The 16,753-nt window shown below is 57.7% G+C and carries 11 protein-coding genes; 7 read left to right on the forward strand and 4 right to left on the reverse strand.

Annotated features, from left to right (window positions below; translation table 11 throughout):
• The first annotated feature begins 62 nt into the window (after positions 1 to 62).
• A complete protein-coding gene (locus ACQUQP_RS10575; protein ID WP_432694993.1) occupies positions 63 to 2,243 on the forward strand; it encodes a PepSY domain-containing protein in 2,181 nt (726 codons plus the stop codon).
• Between the two features lie 12 nt (positions 2,244 to 2,255).
• On the opposite strand, the gene ACQUQP_RS10580 is transcribed toward ACQUQP_RS10575, so the two are convergent.
• The gene (locus ACQUQP_RS10580; protein WP_432694994.1) at positions 2,256 to 3,290 is read right to left on the reverse strand and encodes an alpha/beta hydrolase; all 1,035 of its coding nucleotides are present in this window, start codon (positions 3,288 to 3,290) and stop codon (positions 2,256 to 2,258) included.
• A gap of 196 nt (positions 3,291 to 3,486) precedes the next feature.
• Here ACQUQP_RS10580 and ACQUQP_RS10585 point away from each other — a divergent pair, with 196 nt between their 5' ends.
• Positions 3,487 to 3,951: a GNAT family N-acetyltransferase gene (locus ACQUQP_RS10585; RefSeq protein ID WP_432694995.1), complete on the forward strand. Its 465-nt coding sequence runs from the start codon at positions 3,487 to 3,489 to the stop codon at positions 3,949 to 3,951.
• Here ACQUQP_RS10585 and ACQUQP_RS10590 read toward each other — a convergent pair.
• Positions 3,946 to 5,625: a diguanylate cyclase domain-containing protein gene (locus tag ACQUQP_RS10590; RefSeq protein WP_432694996.1), complete on the reverse strand. Its 1,680-nt coding sequence runs from the start codon at positions 5,623 to 5,625 to the stop codon at positions 3,946 to 3,948. The genes ACQUQP_RS10585 and ACQUQP_RS10590 overlap by 6 nt on opposite strands.
• Positions 5,626 to 6,063: 438 nt before the next feature.
• Between ACQUQP_RS10590 and ACQUQP_RS10595 the strand changes: the two genes are divergently transcribed.
• The 5 genes from ACQUQP_RS10595 to ACQUQP_RS10615 all read left to right on the forward strand — a co-directional run bounded on the left by ACQUQP_RS10595 (position 6,064) and on the right by ACQUQP_RS10615 (position 13,228).
• Positions 6,064 to 7,956, forward strand: a complete 1,893-nt coding sequence (locus ACQUQP_RS10595) for a propionyl-CoA synthetase (protein ID WP_432694997.1) — start codon at positions 6,064 to 6,066, stop codon at positions 7,954 to 7,956.
• A gap of 249 nt (positions 7,957 to 8,205) precedes the next feature.
• Complete coding sequence (locus tag ACQUQP_RS10600) at positions 8,206 to 9,000, forward strand: IclR family transcriptional regulator domain-containing protein (RefSeq protein ID WP_432694998.1); 795 nt, start codon at positions 8,206 to 8,208, stop codon at positions 8,998 to 9,000.
• Between the two features lie 111 nt (positions 9,001 to 9,111).
• The gene (locus ACQUQP_RS10605; protein WP_432694999.1) at positions 9,112 to 10,863 is read left to right on the forward strand and encodes a SulP family inorganic anion transporter; all 1,752 of its coding nucleotides are present in this window, start codon (positions 9,112 to 9,114) and stop codon (positions 10,861 to 10,863) included.
• A 140-nt stretch (positions 10,864 to 11,003) separates the two neighbouring features.
• Positions 11,004 to 12,626: a GMC family oxidoreductase gene (locus tag ACQUQP_RS10610; protein WP_432695000.1), complete on the forward strand. Its 1,623-nt coding sequence runs from the start codon at positions 11,004 to 11,006 to the stop codon at positions 12,624 to 12,626.
• 113 nt (positions 12,627 to 12,739) lie between these two features.
• Positions 12,740 to 13,228: a universal stress protein gene (locus tag ACQUQP_RS10615; RefSeq protein ID WP_432695001.1), complete on the forward strand. Its 489-nt coding sequence runs from the start codon at positions 12,740 to 12,742 to the stop codon at positions 13,226 to 13,228.
• Positions 13,229 to 13,291: 63 nt separating this feature from the next.
• On the opposite strand, the gene ACQUQP_RS10620 is transcribed toward ACQUQP_RS10615, so the two are convergent.
• Both ACQUQP_RS10620 and ACQUQP_RS10625 read right to left on the reverse strand, forming a co-directional pair.
• A complete protein-coding gene (locus ACQUQP_RS10620; protein ID WP_432695002.1) occupies positions 13,292 to 14,704 on the reverse strand; it encodes an aldehyde dehydrogenase family protein in 1,413 nt (470 codons plus the stop codon).
• Between the two features lie 133 nt (positions 14,705 to 14,837).
• Complete coding sequence (locus tag ACQUQP_RS10625) at positions 14,838 to 16,745, reverse strand: alkyl/aryl-sulfatase (protein WP_432695003.1); 1,908 nt, start codon at positions 16,743 to 16,745, stop codon at positions 14,838 to 14,840.
• Between the last annotated feature and the right edge of the window lie 8 nt (positions 16,746 to 16,753).

Consider the following 16,753-nt stretch of genomic DNA (forward strand, 5'->3'; position numbering starts at 1 on the left):
CGCTCCTTGGGCTTATGGCACTTTAAAATAGGGGCATGAGCGTTTCACTAAGGACAGTAAAGATGAAAGCACTATTGTTGCAGCTCCACCGCTGGATGGGGCTGGTGTTATTTCCCCTGTTTCTGCTGGTCATACTCAGTGGCATGATCCTGGCTCTCAAGCCGGTGCTGGAGTCTGGTAGCCAGATTGCTTACCAAACCCCGGTGGAGGCGACCGTGCTTGCCTCTGCATTGGAGTCGATGGACCCGGATCAGAGTGTCCGCTCAATCAGCCGGGCCGGGGAAACCGAGTGGAGCCTGGGGTCCCTGGGCGTGGTGGACCTGCAGAGCGGAGAGCAGCGCGCTGGCACAGGGGATCAGACCGGTGCGTTTTTTGATCTGGTCAAATCCTTTCACAAGGACCTTCTGCTGGGTCTTGGGCTGATCGTTGAAATCGTCACCTGGGCGATGCTGGGCATCGTGGTTGTCGGCATCTTTCTCGGTTGGCCTAAATTTCGTAAAACCCTGATCGGCTGGCACCATCAGCTGGGCGCCTGGCTGTTTCCGCTGGCGCTGCTGCTGCCGTTAACCGGCGTCATGATGACCCAGCATATCTGGCAGACGCCGTTGCCGATCAGCCCCGGACAACACGAAACGGTAAAGCTGGCTCAGGCGCTGCGTCTCGCCGATGCTGAGGTTGATCTGTCGCAGCTGGAGAGTGCCCGCCGTTTCAAGTTCGGCTCTGTGATGCTCTCGACCACTGATCAGACGCTGCTGGTGACAGCCTCCGACGTGCATGTGCTGGAACCCCAGGCACTCTCGTCCAAAACCCTGCATGAGGGCACCTGGGCTGGCGCCTGGTCCGGCTGGCTGAACTTTGTTGCCGGCGGACTGCTGCTTGGACTGAGCGTGACCGGCTTTATCAGCTGGTATCGTCGCCGTGCGGCGGGGCGCAAGGTGAGCCTGACTGCCGGTGCGAAAACGTTGATCGTTTATGCCTCCCAGACCGGTACGGCCCAGAAACTGGCCGAAGCCACCGCGAACTGTTTTGCCCGTCGTGATATCGCCGTGGATAGCGGTGGTCTTGCCGCTTTTGCGCCGGCGACATGGCAAAACTACGACCAGGTGCTGGTGCTGGCCTCCACCACCGGCGAGGGTGAGCTGCCTGAAAATGTCCGCTCCTGGGCGCAGGGGTTGGGCGCCAGAGCGATGGACGGTGTTAAGTTCAGCCTGCTGGCCCTGGGCGACAGCCGTTACAGCGATTTCTGTGGTGGGGGCATGAAGCTGCGCCGCGCCTTGCTGGAAGCCGGGGCTGATGAGCTTGAAGCGCCGGTAAAGGTCGACCAGGCACCGCAGCAGCCCTGGCGCGAATGGCTGAATAAGCTGTCACAGCGGTTTGACTGGAGGCTGGATCTGGATACGGCGCTGAAAAGTGCGGAAATTGGCAGCATCGAGACCGGCCACGAGGCGCAACTGGTTGGTCGCAGACAGCTTGATCAGACCCAGCACGAGAACTGCCCGGCAAACTACAGCATCGAGCTGAAAGTGCCGGAGGCTGTGAGCTTCAGGCCCGGCGATCTGCTGATGCACCAGCCCGCTGAAGGCGAGCGGCCGCGCAGTTATTCCATCGGTTCCGATTCCTCGGTAACACCGGGCCTGATCCGGCTCAGTGTTTCGCTGCTGCGTTATACCAACGAGCAGGGCCAGGAAGTGCTGGGCCGTGCCAGTAGCGATCTCTGTCTGGCTATGCAGCCTGGCGATAAGCGCCAGGTTCAGGTGGCACATAACGAACGCTTTAATCCGCCGACGGATGTGACCACGCCGATCATCCTGATTGCCGCCGGTTGTGGTATCGCGCCGTTCATCGGTTTTATCGAGCAGCGCGCGGCGCTGGAAAACGCAGGGCCGATCTGGCTGATGTTTGGTAACCGTCACCGTGATGGCGATTACCTCTATGCCCAGGAGGTGGCTGCCTGGCAGCAGGCGGGCGTCATAACACGTCTGGATACCGCCTTCTCGCGTGATCCTGAAGATCGTCACTACATCACCGACCGACTGAAAGAGCAGGGCGCCGAGGTGATGGACTGGATCGAACGGGGCGCGCGGGTGTATATCTGCGGCCGGGCATCTACCCTGGGGCGCAGTGCGGATGATGCGTTTATCTCGGTGCTTGGCGAGCGCTACGGCATGGATGCAACCGCTGCCCGCCAGAAGCTGGATAGTCTGGTGGTGTCGGGCACCCTCAGCCGCGACCTGTTTGACTGATGGGTTAAAGACCTAGCGGCGGCAGAAGTCCACCAGGCTCGCCGCCGTGTCCGCCGAGATATCCGGACAGACCAGCGGGAACAGCTCGGTGCCATGAATGGTGCCCATCACCTCGCGGCAGCGTACGTTCGCTACGCCGGCCCGCAACAGCAGTCGGTAAAATTCGATCCCCTCATCGCGCAGGGGATCAAATTCGTTAACGCTGATGATCGTCGGCGGGAAGCCGCTCACATCCTCCTCGCTGGCAAAACCGGGCCAGGCCAGCGGGTCTTTCCTATCGAACGCCTCGATGCCGTAACCGATCCGCCCCTGGTTGTTGTCTAATTGCAGCATTACGCCGTTGAGTGTCGAGGAGGAGGGGTATTTCTCCTGGGGCCATTCGCCGGCGATATAGGGGCAGAGTGCAAACAGCCCTTTCAGCCGCTCGACCTGTCCCATCTGTTTCAGTTTCATCGTCGTGGCGATGGCCAGGTTGCCACCGCCGCTTTCACCGGAAACCACCACCTGATCCGGGTCGATATTCAGTGCTTCATGTTCACGCAAGAGCCATTCCAGCCCGCTGACACAGTCATTCAGCCCGGCCGGGAAAGGTGCGATCTCGGGGACCGATGAAGGGACCACAGCGTTGCGAAAGTCCACCATTGCGACGGCAACGCCACGGCTGGCGAGCAGCTTGCCCCAGGCGCGGTAGTTGCCGTCATAGCAGGACATGAACTGCATGCCACCCCCATGGATGTAATAGACGCAGGGCAGCCTGGCGTTATTGTCCGGGCGGATAAAACGCAGGTTGCAGCTATTGCCATCGGGCCAGGAGGTGAACTGGTAGTCCTTGATTATCAGCCCGGTGCCGGGAGAGGTGAGCGGGTTGTCATTGGCTTCGAGAAACTGGTTGAACAGGGCGCGGGTGGCCTTGGCCTTGTCGCTGTTGGCGGCGCCGATCAGCGCTTCGCGGCTTTCGAAATCGCGCATGGTGTTGGGCGGCAGTGCGCCGAAGGTTGCCTTGATACGCGGATCGATACCGTCCAGTTCCAGAATGCGGTTGTTCATCGGACTCTCCCTGCTGATTAACGGTCGTTTGTGCCCTGGTGCGTTCAGGGCCAGGCCGGATCTTGCTGCTGAACATGCTTAGGTTTTATCAGCTGCGCCGGACTGAGGCAAAAGTGGTGTGGACGCCTCAGAGAGCCGGGGCTAAAGTCTGCGGGTATTTGATGCCTGCAGGAACCCGCAATGATGAATACTCGCAATGATGAATAATGGTGCCGCCGATATCCAGGTGCGTCCCGCGGTGCCCGCCGATGCCGGGGAGCTGGCCGTACTGTTCGATCACTATCGGCAGTTTTACGAGTATGGCGCTGATCTGCAGCTGGCAGAGCACTTTATCAGTGAGCGGCTGACCCGGGGCGACAGCCGGCTTTTTGTTGCACTTTGTGAGGAGGCCGTGGTGGGTTTTGTGCAGTGCTACCCGGGCTTTGCCTCGCTGGAGTGCCGTCCCAGCTGGTTGCTGAGTGATCTGTTTGTTGCCCCTGGTTTCAGGCGCTGGGGTGTGGCGCAGGCATTGCTCGATGCGACCCGCAGGGCCGCTGATACCGCGGGCTGCTGTGTTGTCGAGCTGTTTACGGCGAAAACCAACGCCGGGGCTCAGCGTCTGTATGAAGCCAACAATTACCAGGCAGACCGGCAGTTCATCCACTATGAGCTCTGGCTATAGTACCGAGGCGATCAGGTAACGGTTCTTGCCACTGTATTTGGCGCGGTACATGGTCTGGTCAGCGAGGATCAGCAGCTCCTTGCTGTCTTCGCTGTGATCCGGATAACAGACAGCACCCAGGCTCAGTGTTACGTCCAGATCCTTGTAGGTATAGGCGCCTTCTTTGATCAGGCGTCCAAGGATCTCCTCCAGCATGGCATCGGTACCGCAGGCAGGGAGAATAATCGCGAACTCATCGCCGCCCAGGCGGGCGATGGTATCGCTCTCGCGCACCAGCCCCTTGATGCGGCGGACGATCTCTCTTAACAGGGTATCGCCGGCCTCATGGCCATAGGTATCGTTGACCGCCTTGAAACCATCCAGGTCGATATAGACCACCGCAAGACGTTCGCTGCTGCGTTTGCTTGCCGCGATCGCTTTGTCCAGGTGCTCGGCAAACAGGCGCCGGTTGGGCAGGCCGGTCAGCGCGTCGTGCATCGCCTGGAAACGAAGCTGCGCCTGCTGGGCTTTAAGCTGGCGTATATCGGTGCAGACCAGAATATGTCGTGGCGGGGTCTCCTCGCTGACCTGTTCCTGCACCAGCGATGCCAGCACCGGGATAGCTTGCCCCTCGCGGGGGATCAGCAGTAACTCGCCGCGCCACTCCAGTTCGTCGCTGCTGCGTTCGCCAATCAGCGCCTCTATCGAGAGTGGCTTGTTGGTGTCGGGCATGCGCAGCAGCGTCGACACATCAAGGCTGTCGGTGTCCGCGTCCCCGTAACCCACCATCTCCTTAAGGGCGGCGTTGGTGCGGACCAGCTGCTGATGCTCATCGAACACCAGGATGCCCTCGGCGCAGTGGTTAAACACTGTCTCGGCCAGTTGCAGGCGCAACTGCGCGCGCCGGGTTTCCGTTATATCGATGATGCTGCCCCACATATGGCGCACCACACCCTCATTGTCCTGGTGCAGATAATTACGCTCCAGAAGGTGCCTGACCTCGCCGTCACGCAGGATACGGTATTCAATTTCGTAGGGTTCACGGTTTTCGATCGAGCTGGTGACGCTCAGGTCGACGCGAACCCGGTCATCGGGATGTACTACGTTGAGATAGGCGTCATAGCTCGCCTCAAACTGGCGTGGGTCCAGGCCAAACATCCTGTATACGCTTTGCGACCAGCTCAGCTTGTCCTCTTCTGGATCCCACTCCCAGGTGCCGACGCCGGCATCGCGCTGCAGCTTTTCAATCACCGCTGCGCTGTCATCTCTCGGGTAAAGGGTGGCGAGAACGCTGTGGCCGTCAGGGTCACTGCTGGGCAGGCTGGTGAGCTCGATGCGAACGGGAATGGAGCGGCCAGAGCGGTGCCGGGCGGCCAGGGTATCCAGCTGTCCCATGGCCCGTGATCGACCGGATTTCGAGAACGTGGTGCGCCAGTGCTCGTGGTGATGGCGTTGCTGCTCCGGCACCAGCTCTTCGACGCTCAACCCGATAAGGGCGCCGGGTTCGTAACCGAGCAGGCGGGCGGCGGCGGGGTTGGCGTAACTGATCTTTCCATTTGGCTCAATACTGAGAATGGCCTGGGAGAGGTGGTCCGTCAGCGGTATCGAGGGATGAGCGACGCGGTTTCGTTTTCCGACAAGCTGGCTTGCGAGAACTGCAAGCAACACCAGCGCCAATATCCAACCCACAATCATTTAATGTCGCTCACTGCAAACAAATACATTAACGCCAGCATAATGGCATAGCTGGTGTTGAATACAACCCGCGATTTGACCGCTATTAATGACGTACGTTTCGCTGCTAATCGATAGACCTGGGTGACCATTGATCTTTTGTGGTGTCAGCTGGAGACACAAGCTCTACAGCATCGCGGGCGGGGTGCTTAACTGTCGACACTTGTGAATTTATTTCGGGAGAGTGATAAAAACGGGCAGATCATCCGTATCGCCCGGATTTCCTATCTTTCATCAATAAATATAGGGCTTGGGGGAGAAAATTACGCCTTTTGTCGTATCTCTTTTGGCGATTCGATTAGATACAGTGGCACTGCGACGATGGGGATGTGTCAACAATAAACCATAATACCCCTGACAATTTCAGCGTCTAACAATAGAGATAAAGGGACCTGAGCCATGTCCTACCAAGCCGAATACAGCAAGTCCGTCGACAATCCGGAAGGTTTCTGGGCGGAAAAAGCAGCTGACCTACCCTGGTACACCCAACCCCAAACGATTCTTTCCACTGATGAAAACGGCATCTACCGCTGGTTTGCGGATGGTGAGATGAACACCGCCTATATGGCGCTGGATTATCATGTGGAAAACGGTCGGGGTGACCAGGATGCTCTGATCTACGATTCACCCGTTACCGGAACCAAGAGCAAGCTGACCTACAGCGAGATGCGCGATCAGGTGGCTCGTTTTGCCGGTGTGCTCAAGGCGCAGGGCGTGACCAAGGGCGACCGGGTCGTGCTTTACATGCCGATGGTGCCGGAAGCGTTGATAGCGATGCTGGCCGTGGCGCGCCTCGGTGCGATCCACTCAGTCGTGTTTGGCGGCTTTGCGCCCCATGAACTGGCTGTGCGTATCGATGATGCCGAGCCGAAAGTGGTGGTGAGCGCCTCCTGCGGTGTCGAAGTCTCCAAGGTGATCGAGTACAAGCCGATGCTGGATCAGGCGATTGAGCAATCCGCTCATAAGCCGGACCGCTGCATCATCCTGCAGCGCGAGCAGGCGACCGCTGAGCTCACGCCAGGGCGTGACCTGGACTGGGCCGCGGAGATGGAAACGGCAGAGCCAGCCGACTGCGTACCGGTCAAAGGCACGGATCCGCTCTATATCCTGTACACCTCCGGTACCACCGGCAAGCCGAAAGGGGTGGTGCGTGATAACGGCGGCCACGCCGTGGCGCTGAAGTACTCGATGAAAGCGATCTATAACATGCAGCCGGGCGATGTGTTCTGGGCCGCATCCGATGTGGGCTGGGTCGTTGGTCACTCCTATATCGTGTACGGACCGCTGCTGGCGGGCTGCACCACCATCGTTTACGAAGGCAAGCCGGTACGTACTCCGGACAGTGGTGCCTTCTGGCGTGTGGTTGAGGAGTACAAGGCCAAGGCGCTGTTTGCCGCACCAACCGCCTTCCGTGCCATCAAGAAGGAAGATCCGGAAGCGGAGCAGATCAAGAAGTACGACCTGTCCTGCCTGCAGACCATCTTCATGGCGGGCGAGCGTCTGGACCCGCCGACCTACGACTGGACCGTCGGCAAGACCGGCAAGCCCGTGGTCGATCACTGGTGGCAGACCGAAACCGGTTGGGCGATCTGCGGTAACCTGATGGGTATCGAGCCAAAACAGCCGAAAGCGGGTTCCTCCACGCTGCCGGTGCCGGGCTTCAACGTGAAGATTCTTGGTATGGATGGTCAGGAACTGCCGCCGGGTGAGCAGGGCTCTATTGCTCTCAAGCTGCCGCTGCCGCCGAGCTGTCTGCCCACCATCTGGGGCGACTTCGAACGTTTCCGCACCGGTTACCTGTCTGACTTCCCCGGCTACTACACCTCCGGTGATGGTGGCTACAAGGATGAAGACGGTTATGTCTTTATCATGGGACGCACCGACGACGTGATCAACGTGGCAGGTCACCGTCTCTCCACCGGTGAGATGGAAGAGATCGTTGCCGCCCACCCGGCGGTGGCCGAATGCGCGGTTATCGGTATCAACGACCCGCTCAAAGGGCAGGAGCCGATCGGCCTGGTACTGTTGAAAGATGGTGTCGAAGAGGACGAAGAGCAGCTGCAGACCGAACTGGTTGCCATGGTGCGCAAGGAGATCGGCCCCATCGCCTGCTTCCGTCGTGCGCTTGTGGTCCAGCGCCTGCCGAAAACCCGCTCCGGCAAGATCCTGCGCAAACTGCTGCGCCAGATCGCCGATGGTCAGGAGTATTCGGTACCCTCCACCATCGATGACCCGGCAAGCCTGTCCGAGATCGAAGAGATCATGGATACCCACGGGCTGGTTCAGCGCTGACAGTTATCTATACCGGAATGCCCACAAGCCGCTTCTCTCAGGGGAGGCGGCTTTTTCATTTCAGGGGCGCTGATTGCGGCGTGTGTTGCTGGCCGCTTCGTATCCCCCTAAGCCGTTGACTCTCCTCCAGTATTCAAAGTTTTGCCAAGCTGATGTAGTCTTGGCGGCAATACTTATAATTAATTACGTTTCAGGAACACAATCTCGCCATGGAAGTGCCTGCATTTTATTAACCAGCGGAGCTCCCTGATGGGCAAGTCAATCGAATCTCTCGCCCGTGGTCTGCAGGTTATTGAAGCCATTCGTCAGCATTCACCCGCCTCACTGGCTGTCCTGCACAAGCAAACCGGTATCAATAAGGCGACGCTGCTGCGTATTCTGAAAACGCTGCAGGAAGCGGGCTGGGTGTTTCGCGCCGTGGGGGACTCCTGTTACCGGCTCTCTTTTACGCTGAATCGAAAGGTGACCGATAGCTGTCCGGAAGGGCAGTTGGCGGAGCTTGCGGCGCCCATTATCCAGGAGTTTCAGGGTCGTTTACGCTGGCCCGTGGATATCGCTATGCGTGATGGGCTTACGATGAAAATCGTAGAGTCTACCCGCGTGCAGTCGGTGTTTATTCTCAATCGCCAGGTTATGGGATTACGGTTGCCTTTTCTGTTTTCCGGCATAGGTCGTGCTTACTTGGCGTTCTGCCCCGATGAAGAGAGGCGCAGTATTATTGCTGAGCTTCGCTCCATGAAGGGTAAAGAGGGGCGTTTGGCCAATGATACCCTGTGGTTGCAGAAGCTGCTCGATCAAACCCGCCGCCAGGGATACGGGGTCAGAGAGTCTTCCTATTTCGGCGTAGGAACCACCGAGGGGGAGCAGGTTGAAGCGATGGCGGTGCCTGTTTTCCATGGCGAACGGGTGGCTGCGACGGTAACCATGTCCTGGCCCAAGGGGGCGATTGCTCAGTCTGAACTTTCCAGGGATTACTATCCTTTGCTGCGAAGTGTCGCCGACCGTTTATCAGAACAATTGCAGGCCCAGTTGCCCGCCATTTGAGCGCTAGGTTTCGCATATGTGTTTCGCAGAGCGAAACATTTTGTCGTTGCTAACGCCCTTTCCGCTAAGCTGCCCGCCCGGCAACCCCAAACTCGAGGAGAAGGGCGTTACATGGCAGCACGATCCTACAACAGATTTCTTCCTTTTCTGCGCTGGCGCGACCAGGTTACCCGAGACAACCTGAAAGCCGACTTTATGGCCGGTTTGACCGGCATGGTGTTAGTGCTTCCGCAGGCGGTGGCCTATGCGTTTATCGCCGGATTGCCCCCAGTGTATGGCCTCTATACGGCCATGGTATCGGCGGTGATCGCGTCTTTGTTCGGTTCCTCCTGGCATGTGATATCAGGCCCCACCGCTGCGTTATCGATCGTGGTTATGAGTGTGATCAGCGGGTTGGGGGATTTCTCAACCGAACAGTATGTCGGTCTGATGATCAGTCTAACGCTGTTGACCGGCTTGATTCAGTTGGCGCTGGGGCTGTTCCGCATGGGTAGCCTGGTCAACTTCATATCGCATACGGTGGTGGTCGGCTTTACCGCCGGGGCGGCAATCCTGATTGCCGTGAGCCAGCTCAAGCATGTGCTCGGGATCGAACTGCCTGGCGGGCTTTCCGTTGTCGCCACCCTGGAGTACCTGGCAGAACGGATCAGTGAACTGAGTCCCACCGCACTGGTGGCCGGTCTGGTGACACTGGTGGTTGCCGTGCTGGTACGCAAGATCAATCGCAAGCTGCCCCATCTTCTGGTCGGCATGGCGGCGGGCAGTATTACCTGTTACCTGATGGATCCTGCAGGTAATGCGGTCGCTTATGTCGGCGCGCTGCCCGGTCAGCTGCCAACTCCCGTGCTGCCCGATTTCTCCTTTGCAACCCTGCAGTCGCTGGCATCCGGAGCCTTGGCGGTGGCCCTGCTGGGGTTGATCGAGGCGGTGTCTATCGCCCGCGCAATCGCGGTGCGCTCGCACCAGCAGATCGATGGCAACCAGGAGTTTATTGGCCAGGGCCTGTCCAATGTGGTCGGCAGCTTCTTTGCCTGCTATGCCAGCAGTGCCTCCTTTACCCGCTCCGGTGCCAATTATGATGCCGGGGCCCGTACACCTTTGGCGGCGGTATTTGCAGCTGTGCTGCTGGCGCTGGTGGTGGTGACCCTGCCGCAGCTGACCGCGCGGCTGCCGCTGGCGGTGATGGGTGGCTCCATACTGCTAATCGCCTGGAACCTGATCGATCTCGGCGCGATCCGTCACATTCTGTCCAGCAACCGCTCAGAAGCGGCGATTCTGCTGGTCACCCTGTTTTCGACGCTGCTGGTCGCGCTGGAGTTTGCCATCTATATAGGCGTGCTGCTGTCCCTGGCGCTCTACCTGCGCCGTACCTCTCAGCCGCGGGTCACAGAGGTGGCGCCGTTGCAGGAAGGGGAGCGGCGTCATATCCGCAATGTGCAGCGCTACGCTCTGGATGAATGCCCTCACCTCAAGATTATCCGTGTTGATGGTTCGCTGTTTTTTGGTGCTGTGGACCATGTGCAGCAGGAGATCCGCCGGCTGACGGCGACCGGTAGTGGGGTCAAACATATCCTGCTGATAGGCAAGGGAATCAACTTTATCGATGTCGCCGGTGTCGAGATGCTGCATCAGGAGATAGTGCGGCTGGAAAGGCTGGGCGGGCAGCTGTTGTTCAGCTCCATGAAGGGAACGGTGATGGATGAGCTCAAGCGTACCGGTGCCTTGCAGCAGTTAGGTGTTGAACGCTTTTATGAAACACCGCGTCTGGCTATCGGTAGCCTGATTCCCGAGGTTGATCAGGATCGTTGTGCCAGCTGTAGCAAAAGGATTTTCAACGACTGTCCAGCGCCCCGGCAGGGATAGGGGGCGCCGCCCCTGCCGGCCCCACTTCCTTTTCTGCCTGGTGATTCATTTTATCTATATACCGGTGTGAATCTTGTCTATTTGGCTATTGCTCGATGAGGTAATCTCGACGCATAACGACAAGATAAACCGGGAAAAGCATGGCAACGAATAAATCGAACTCTCAGGAGTATGACTACATCATCGTCGGTGGCGGATCCGCCGGGTGTGTATTGGCCGCACGTCTGGCCGAATCAGGCGAGCATTCAGTGGCGTTGGTGGAAGAGGGGCGCTCTGACGTAAACCCCTGGATCCATATACCGGCCACTTTCTTTCTGGCACTGCAATCTCGTGACGCCAGTACCATCGTTTCGGAACCTGACTCCTCGCTCGGCATGAAACGCTTCGTGGTGCCCCAGGGGCGGGTGCTGGGCGGCGGCTCCTCGGTCAACGGTATGCTCTATATGCGTGGCCAGGCCAAAGACTATGACGAATGGGCCAGCATCCACGGTTGCGAGGGCTGGAGTTACAAGGACGTGCTGCCGACCTATATCGCGCAGGAAAATAACGCGCGCCTGCAGAACAGCTACCATGGTCTGCGCGGACCCCTGGTGATCGGCGATCCCGAGTACCGCCACCCGCTGAACAAAGCCTGTATCGATGCGGCTATCGAGGCGGGGATCAAGCCGTCTGATGACTTTAACGGTGACACCCAGGAAGGCGCCGGCTGGTACCAGGTAACGGCCAAGGGTGGCAAGCGCAAGTCGGCCGCGGTCTGTTTCCTGCGTCCGGTCGAGAAGCAGAAAAATTTCCATCTGGTGAGCGAAACGATCGCCACCCGCATCCGGTTTGACGGCAAGCGTGCAGTCGCTGTCGAGACGGTCGACAAGGCAGGACGCAGCGGTGAGCTGAAGTGCCGCAAGGAGATCGTCCTGACCGCCGGCAGCTTCCAGAGCCCCAAACTGCTGATGCTCTCCGGCATCGGCCCCAAAGATCACCTGGAGTCCTTCGGTATTGATGTGCTGGTTGATGCCCCTTCTGTGGGCGGAAACTACCAGGACCACGTTGGTGTACCGGTCACGCGAAAACTGGCCAAGCCGATTGGGCTCCACGGTTCCAATAAAGGTCTCAAGGCGCTGAAACATGGCATCGACTACTTTATTTTCCGGCGTGGACTGCTGACCTCCAACCTGCTGGAAGCGGGTGCCTGTGTCGATACCAACGGCGATGGGCGTCCTGATGTGCAGTTCAACTTCGCCCCCTTTGCGCCGGGCCGGCCGGGCGAGCCGCCACTGGAGCTGCATGGGTACCATATTCACCCGATGACTATGCGTCCTGCGTCCCGTGGTCGCGTGTTTCTTAAATCCGCCGATCCGCTAGATCCACCGCGGCTTGAGGCCTCAGCCCTTGAATCCGAGGAAGATCTGGACACGCTGCGCAGGGGCGTTCGCCTGGCTCGCAAGATCTATCAGCAGAGTCCGCTGAAGGAGTTCATGGGCGAGGAGATCTGGCCGGGTGCCGATATCGATACGGATACAGATAACGAAGCATTTGATGATGCGATTCGTCAGCAGGCGCGTACCATCTACCATCCGGCAGGTACCTGCCGCATGGGTGGCGATGCAGAGTCGGTTGTCGATGTGCGCCTGAAGGTGCGAGGTGTCGAAGGGTTGCGTGTCGCTGACTGTTCCGTGATGCCTGCGCTGGTATCCGGCAACACCAATGCGCCGACGATGATGATCGCGGGACGCGCGGCTGAATTTATTTTAAATGAAAATGAATAATTCTTTGTAAAGGTTAATACAAAGGCATTTATATTAAAGTATTGTTGTTTTATTCCGCCCGTTACACTACTAAAAGAGTAGCGGGTATTCATTCATAAAGATGGGGTTGATTTATGAGTAGCAAAATAAAAACAATTCTATATGCTTCCGACTTGATCAATTATGATGCCAAGAAGGTGTTTGGTACCGCCGTCGAGCAGAGCATAGCGCACGGCGCAAAGATAACCTTCCTGAACGTTATCGAACCGGTTGATGAAAATACCAAGCTTTACCTGTCAAACTATCTGACCCTTGAGGAGCTGGATAAAATTGGCTCAGATAATGAAGGCAATGTCCACGCGGATATCGAACAAAGAATCAGGTCTTTCTGTGAGACTGAGGTTAGTGACGAAACGAAGCTGGATATTGAAGATATAGATATCAAGGTGGTATACGGCCGGCCGGACGAGATGATCGTGAAGGTCGCCGATGAGATAGGCGCCGATCTGATTGTGATGGGAACGCATACGCGCAACCGGTTAAGCAACCTGGTGCATCACTCGGTCGCACATTACGTGATGGTGCATGCCAACTGCCCCGTACTGGTCGATCATATAAAGTAGCTCGATCTTTTTAACTACCGGCTGATAATAAAAACGGGCAGTGAAAACTGCCCGTTTTTGCGTTTACTTCACGATATGGTGCGTGTGGGTCCGGGTGTACTCATGCAGACCCTCTTCGCCAAACTCCACTCCGATCCCGGACTGCTTGCAGCCGCCGAACGGTGCGGCGGGATGCAGGTCACCATGGCCGTTAATCCAGGTTGAGCCACACTCCATCCGGTGCGCGATATCGGAAGCGAGCTCCATATCCTTGCCCCAGACTGAACCAGCCAGGCCTTCATCGGTATCGTTTGCCATCGCCAAGGCTTCATCCAGGTTGGAGTAACGGATCACCGGCAGGATGGGGCCAAACTGCTCTTCCTGAACAATGCGGGAGCGTTGATCCACATCGGCAACAATCGTGGGATCGATAAAGTAGCCGCGCTCAAGCGATGAGTTACCGCCGCAGAGAATTCGACCGCCCGTTGCCCGGATATCATCAAGCAAAGCGTTCAGGTAGTCATACTGAGCCTTGTTCTGTACCGGGCCGAAGGTCACGCCCTCATCCAGACCGTTACCGACCTTTTGTTTGGAGGCTACTGCCACCAGTTTGTCGCACAGGGCATCGTACATATCCTCATGGACGTACAGGCGCTTCAATGCTGCACAGGTTTGTCCCATGTTTTTAAATGCGGCAATAAACAGCGGTTGGGCAATGCTGTCGAGATCCGCGTCAGGCAGCACGATACCGGCGTCATTACCGCCCAGCTCAAGTGTCAGGCGCTTCAGGTTGCCCGCGGCTGCGCGCATGATCTGTTTGCCAGTACGGGTGGAGCCGGTAAAAACGACCTTGTTAATACCTGGATGTTCGCTGATCGCCTGGCCGATTTCGCCAGCACCGGTGACGATATTGACGACACCAGCCGGCAGTTCGTCGGCGATGATCTCGATCAGTCGCAGGGCGTTGAAGGGGGTGTATTCCGAAGGTTTGCAGACCACGGTGTTACCGGTGCGAATGGCCGGCATGATGTGCCAGATCAGGATCATCAGCGGCCAGTTCCAGGGCGTGATGGAGGCAACAACGCCGAGGGGCTTGCGGTGAACTTCGATCCGCTTTTCCGGTGAATCGAGCACCAGGTCGACCTTCAGTTCCAGATTGGCGGTGTACCGGGTCCAGGCCACGGACGCGGCAACTTCGCGCTGTGCGATCATCAGCGGCTTGCCCTGTTCGCTGACCAGAATGCGGGCGAGTTCGTCGCTGTGTTCTTCGATACGGTCTGCGATACGCAGCAAGGCGTCTTTTCTTACCTGATCATCGCAGCGACTCCAGTCTGCAAAGGCGTCCCGGGCTGCCGCGACTGCCTGGTCAAGCTGGCTGACCGATGCCTGAGGGCTGGAGGCAACCACTTCTTCCGTTGCCGGGTTTATCACGGGCTGGCTGCCTTGCTCGCCAGCAACCGTGGTGCCGTTGATCACAAGGGTATCGCAGTATTTCATAGATGATCTCCAGATTTTTAGTCTCATTTTATGGTCTGGCGAAGGGAATCTTGCGATTGGGTTCGTCAGGTGAAACGCAAACAGCGCCCAACCGTCGGGGAAGGGCGCTGTGAGTGAGGTGAGAAGCGATGACTCAGGGGGTTACGATATTGAACCAGAGGTTAAAGGTATCGTGGGCATCGAAGTAGGCTTCCACCTTCTCGTGGTCTCCGCTGATCTCCAGCTTGCCGGCCTCAAGCAGCTGGTCGATGGTGATCTGCTTTTCAAACAGCGCTTCCAGATCCGCCTTCTTCAAGCGGATGCTGGCATCGGCATTGTCATCCTTACGTCCTGCGATGGGATATTCGGTCTGACGGTTAACGGATGTGCACAGGGTCTCGCCACGATCCGGAATCGATACATTGAGTGTGCAGTCCAGCCCTATGGCGCGCTCGGGGTTGAGACGCACTGCCATGGCGTTGAAGTAGTCCTGAGCTGACAGGGTTTTGGCCAGGTCAGTATTACGGTTCGGCCCCCCCTGGATCGGCTTCACGCCATTGCGCAGCTCCTGCGCACCGGACAGGTAGATGTTACGCCAGATGCTGGATTCCGCGCGGTAACCCAGCTGCTCGTAGACTTCCGCCAGCAGGTTTTTACCCGTCTCACTCTTATCATTGCTGAACACCAGATGTTTCAGCAGTGTCGCGGCCCAACGCAGCTTGTCATCGCTGATGGCTTTTTGTGCCAGTTCCAGTACCCGCGCTTCACCGCCAAGAGCCTCAACATACTCGCGGCCTTCATCAGTGGGTTGCAGCAGATCCAGGTTAGTTGGGTTGCCATCGAAATAGCCATAGTAACGCTGGTAGGTGGCTTTGACGTTGTGGTTCATCGAACCATAGTAGCCACGGGCGTGGAATTTGGTCGACAGCCATTCAGGTTCTTTCACCAGTTCAGCAATTTCGATAGGGGTGTGACCCAGGTTGGCCAGACGCAGAGTCTGGTCGTGGATGTACTTGTAGATATCGCGTTGTTCCAGCAGGTATTCGCTGACTTCCTGCTTGCCCCATACCGGCCAATTGTGACTGTTGCACAGTACGTCGGTACGCTCACCAAACATCTCGTTGGCTTCGTTGATCACCTGAGCCCACAGCAGCGGGTCACGGACTTCGGCGCCACGCAGGGTAAGGATATTGTGCATGGTCATGTTGCAGACTTCCGCCATACACATAACCCGGTAATCTTCGATCAGGAAGGTGAATTCTGATGGTGCCTCGCTGCCGGAGGCGATCTGGAACTCGAACATCACGCCATCAACGCTGCGACGCTCGCCGTTTTCGGTGATGTAAACGTTCGGCTCGAGGAAGGTGCGCTGACCACGGGCGGTGTCTTTGCCGATACCGCCATCAACGATGCCGGTTTCACTGCGATCCAGCATCAGGCCAAACTGGTACAGGGCACGGCGGCCCATATGAACACCGGCCATGATGCCTTCGGAGGCGGCATATTTCATAAAGCCGTCCGGTACGATCAACTCTACCTCACCACTGGCAACCTGTTCCTCGGTTGCCACGCCCTTGAGGCCGGCGAAGTGGTCAGGATGGGTGTGAGTGACCAGTACCGCCGAAACCGGGCGGTAACCAAGGGTGTCATTAACCAGCTTCAAACCAGCTGCAGAGGACTCTTCACAGATCAACGGGTCGATGATGATCCAGCCTTTTTCACCGCGCACGATGGTCATGTTGGCGTAGTCGTAACCACGAATCTGCCACACGCCATCAACCACCTCGAACAGGCCATGCTGGGCGTTGAGCTGGGCAATACGCCATAACGACGGGTTTACGCTATCCGGGCACTCTCCTTCAAGGAATTCATACAGCGAGCTGTCCCACGCCATACGGGTGCCGTCGTTGGTTGGAATTTTACCCCCTTCAATCTGGGCGATCAGGCCGCGTTTGGCAGCTTCGAAGTCGTGCTGATCAGTCAGCGGCAGGCGTGCGCCGAAAGCACGGTTGTATTCAGCAGTTTTGGCTGAGGCCTGGGATGGCTGGATTTTCGAAGTCATGTCTAACC

Source organism: Marinobacterium sp. YM272 (genome assembly GCF_050908845.1).
Lineage (GTDB): Bacteria > Pseudomonadota > Gammaproteobacteria > Pseudomonadales > Balneatricaceae > Marinobacterium_D.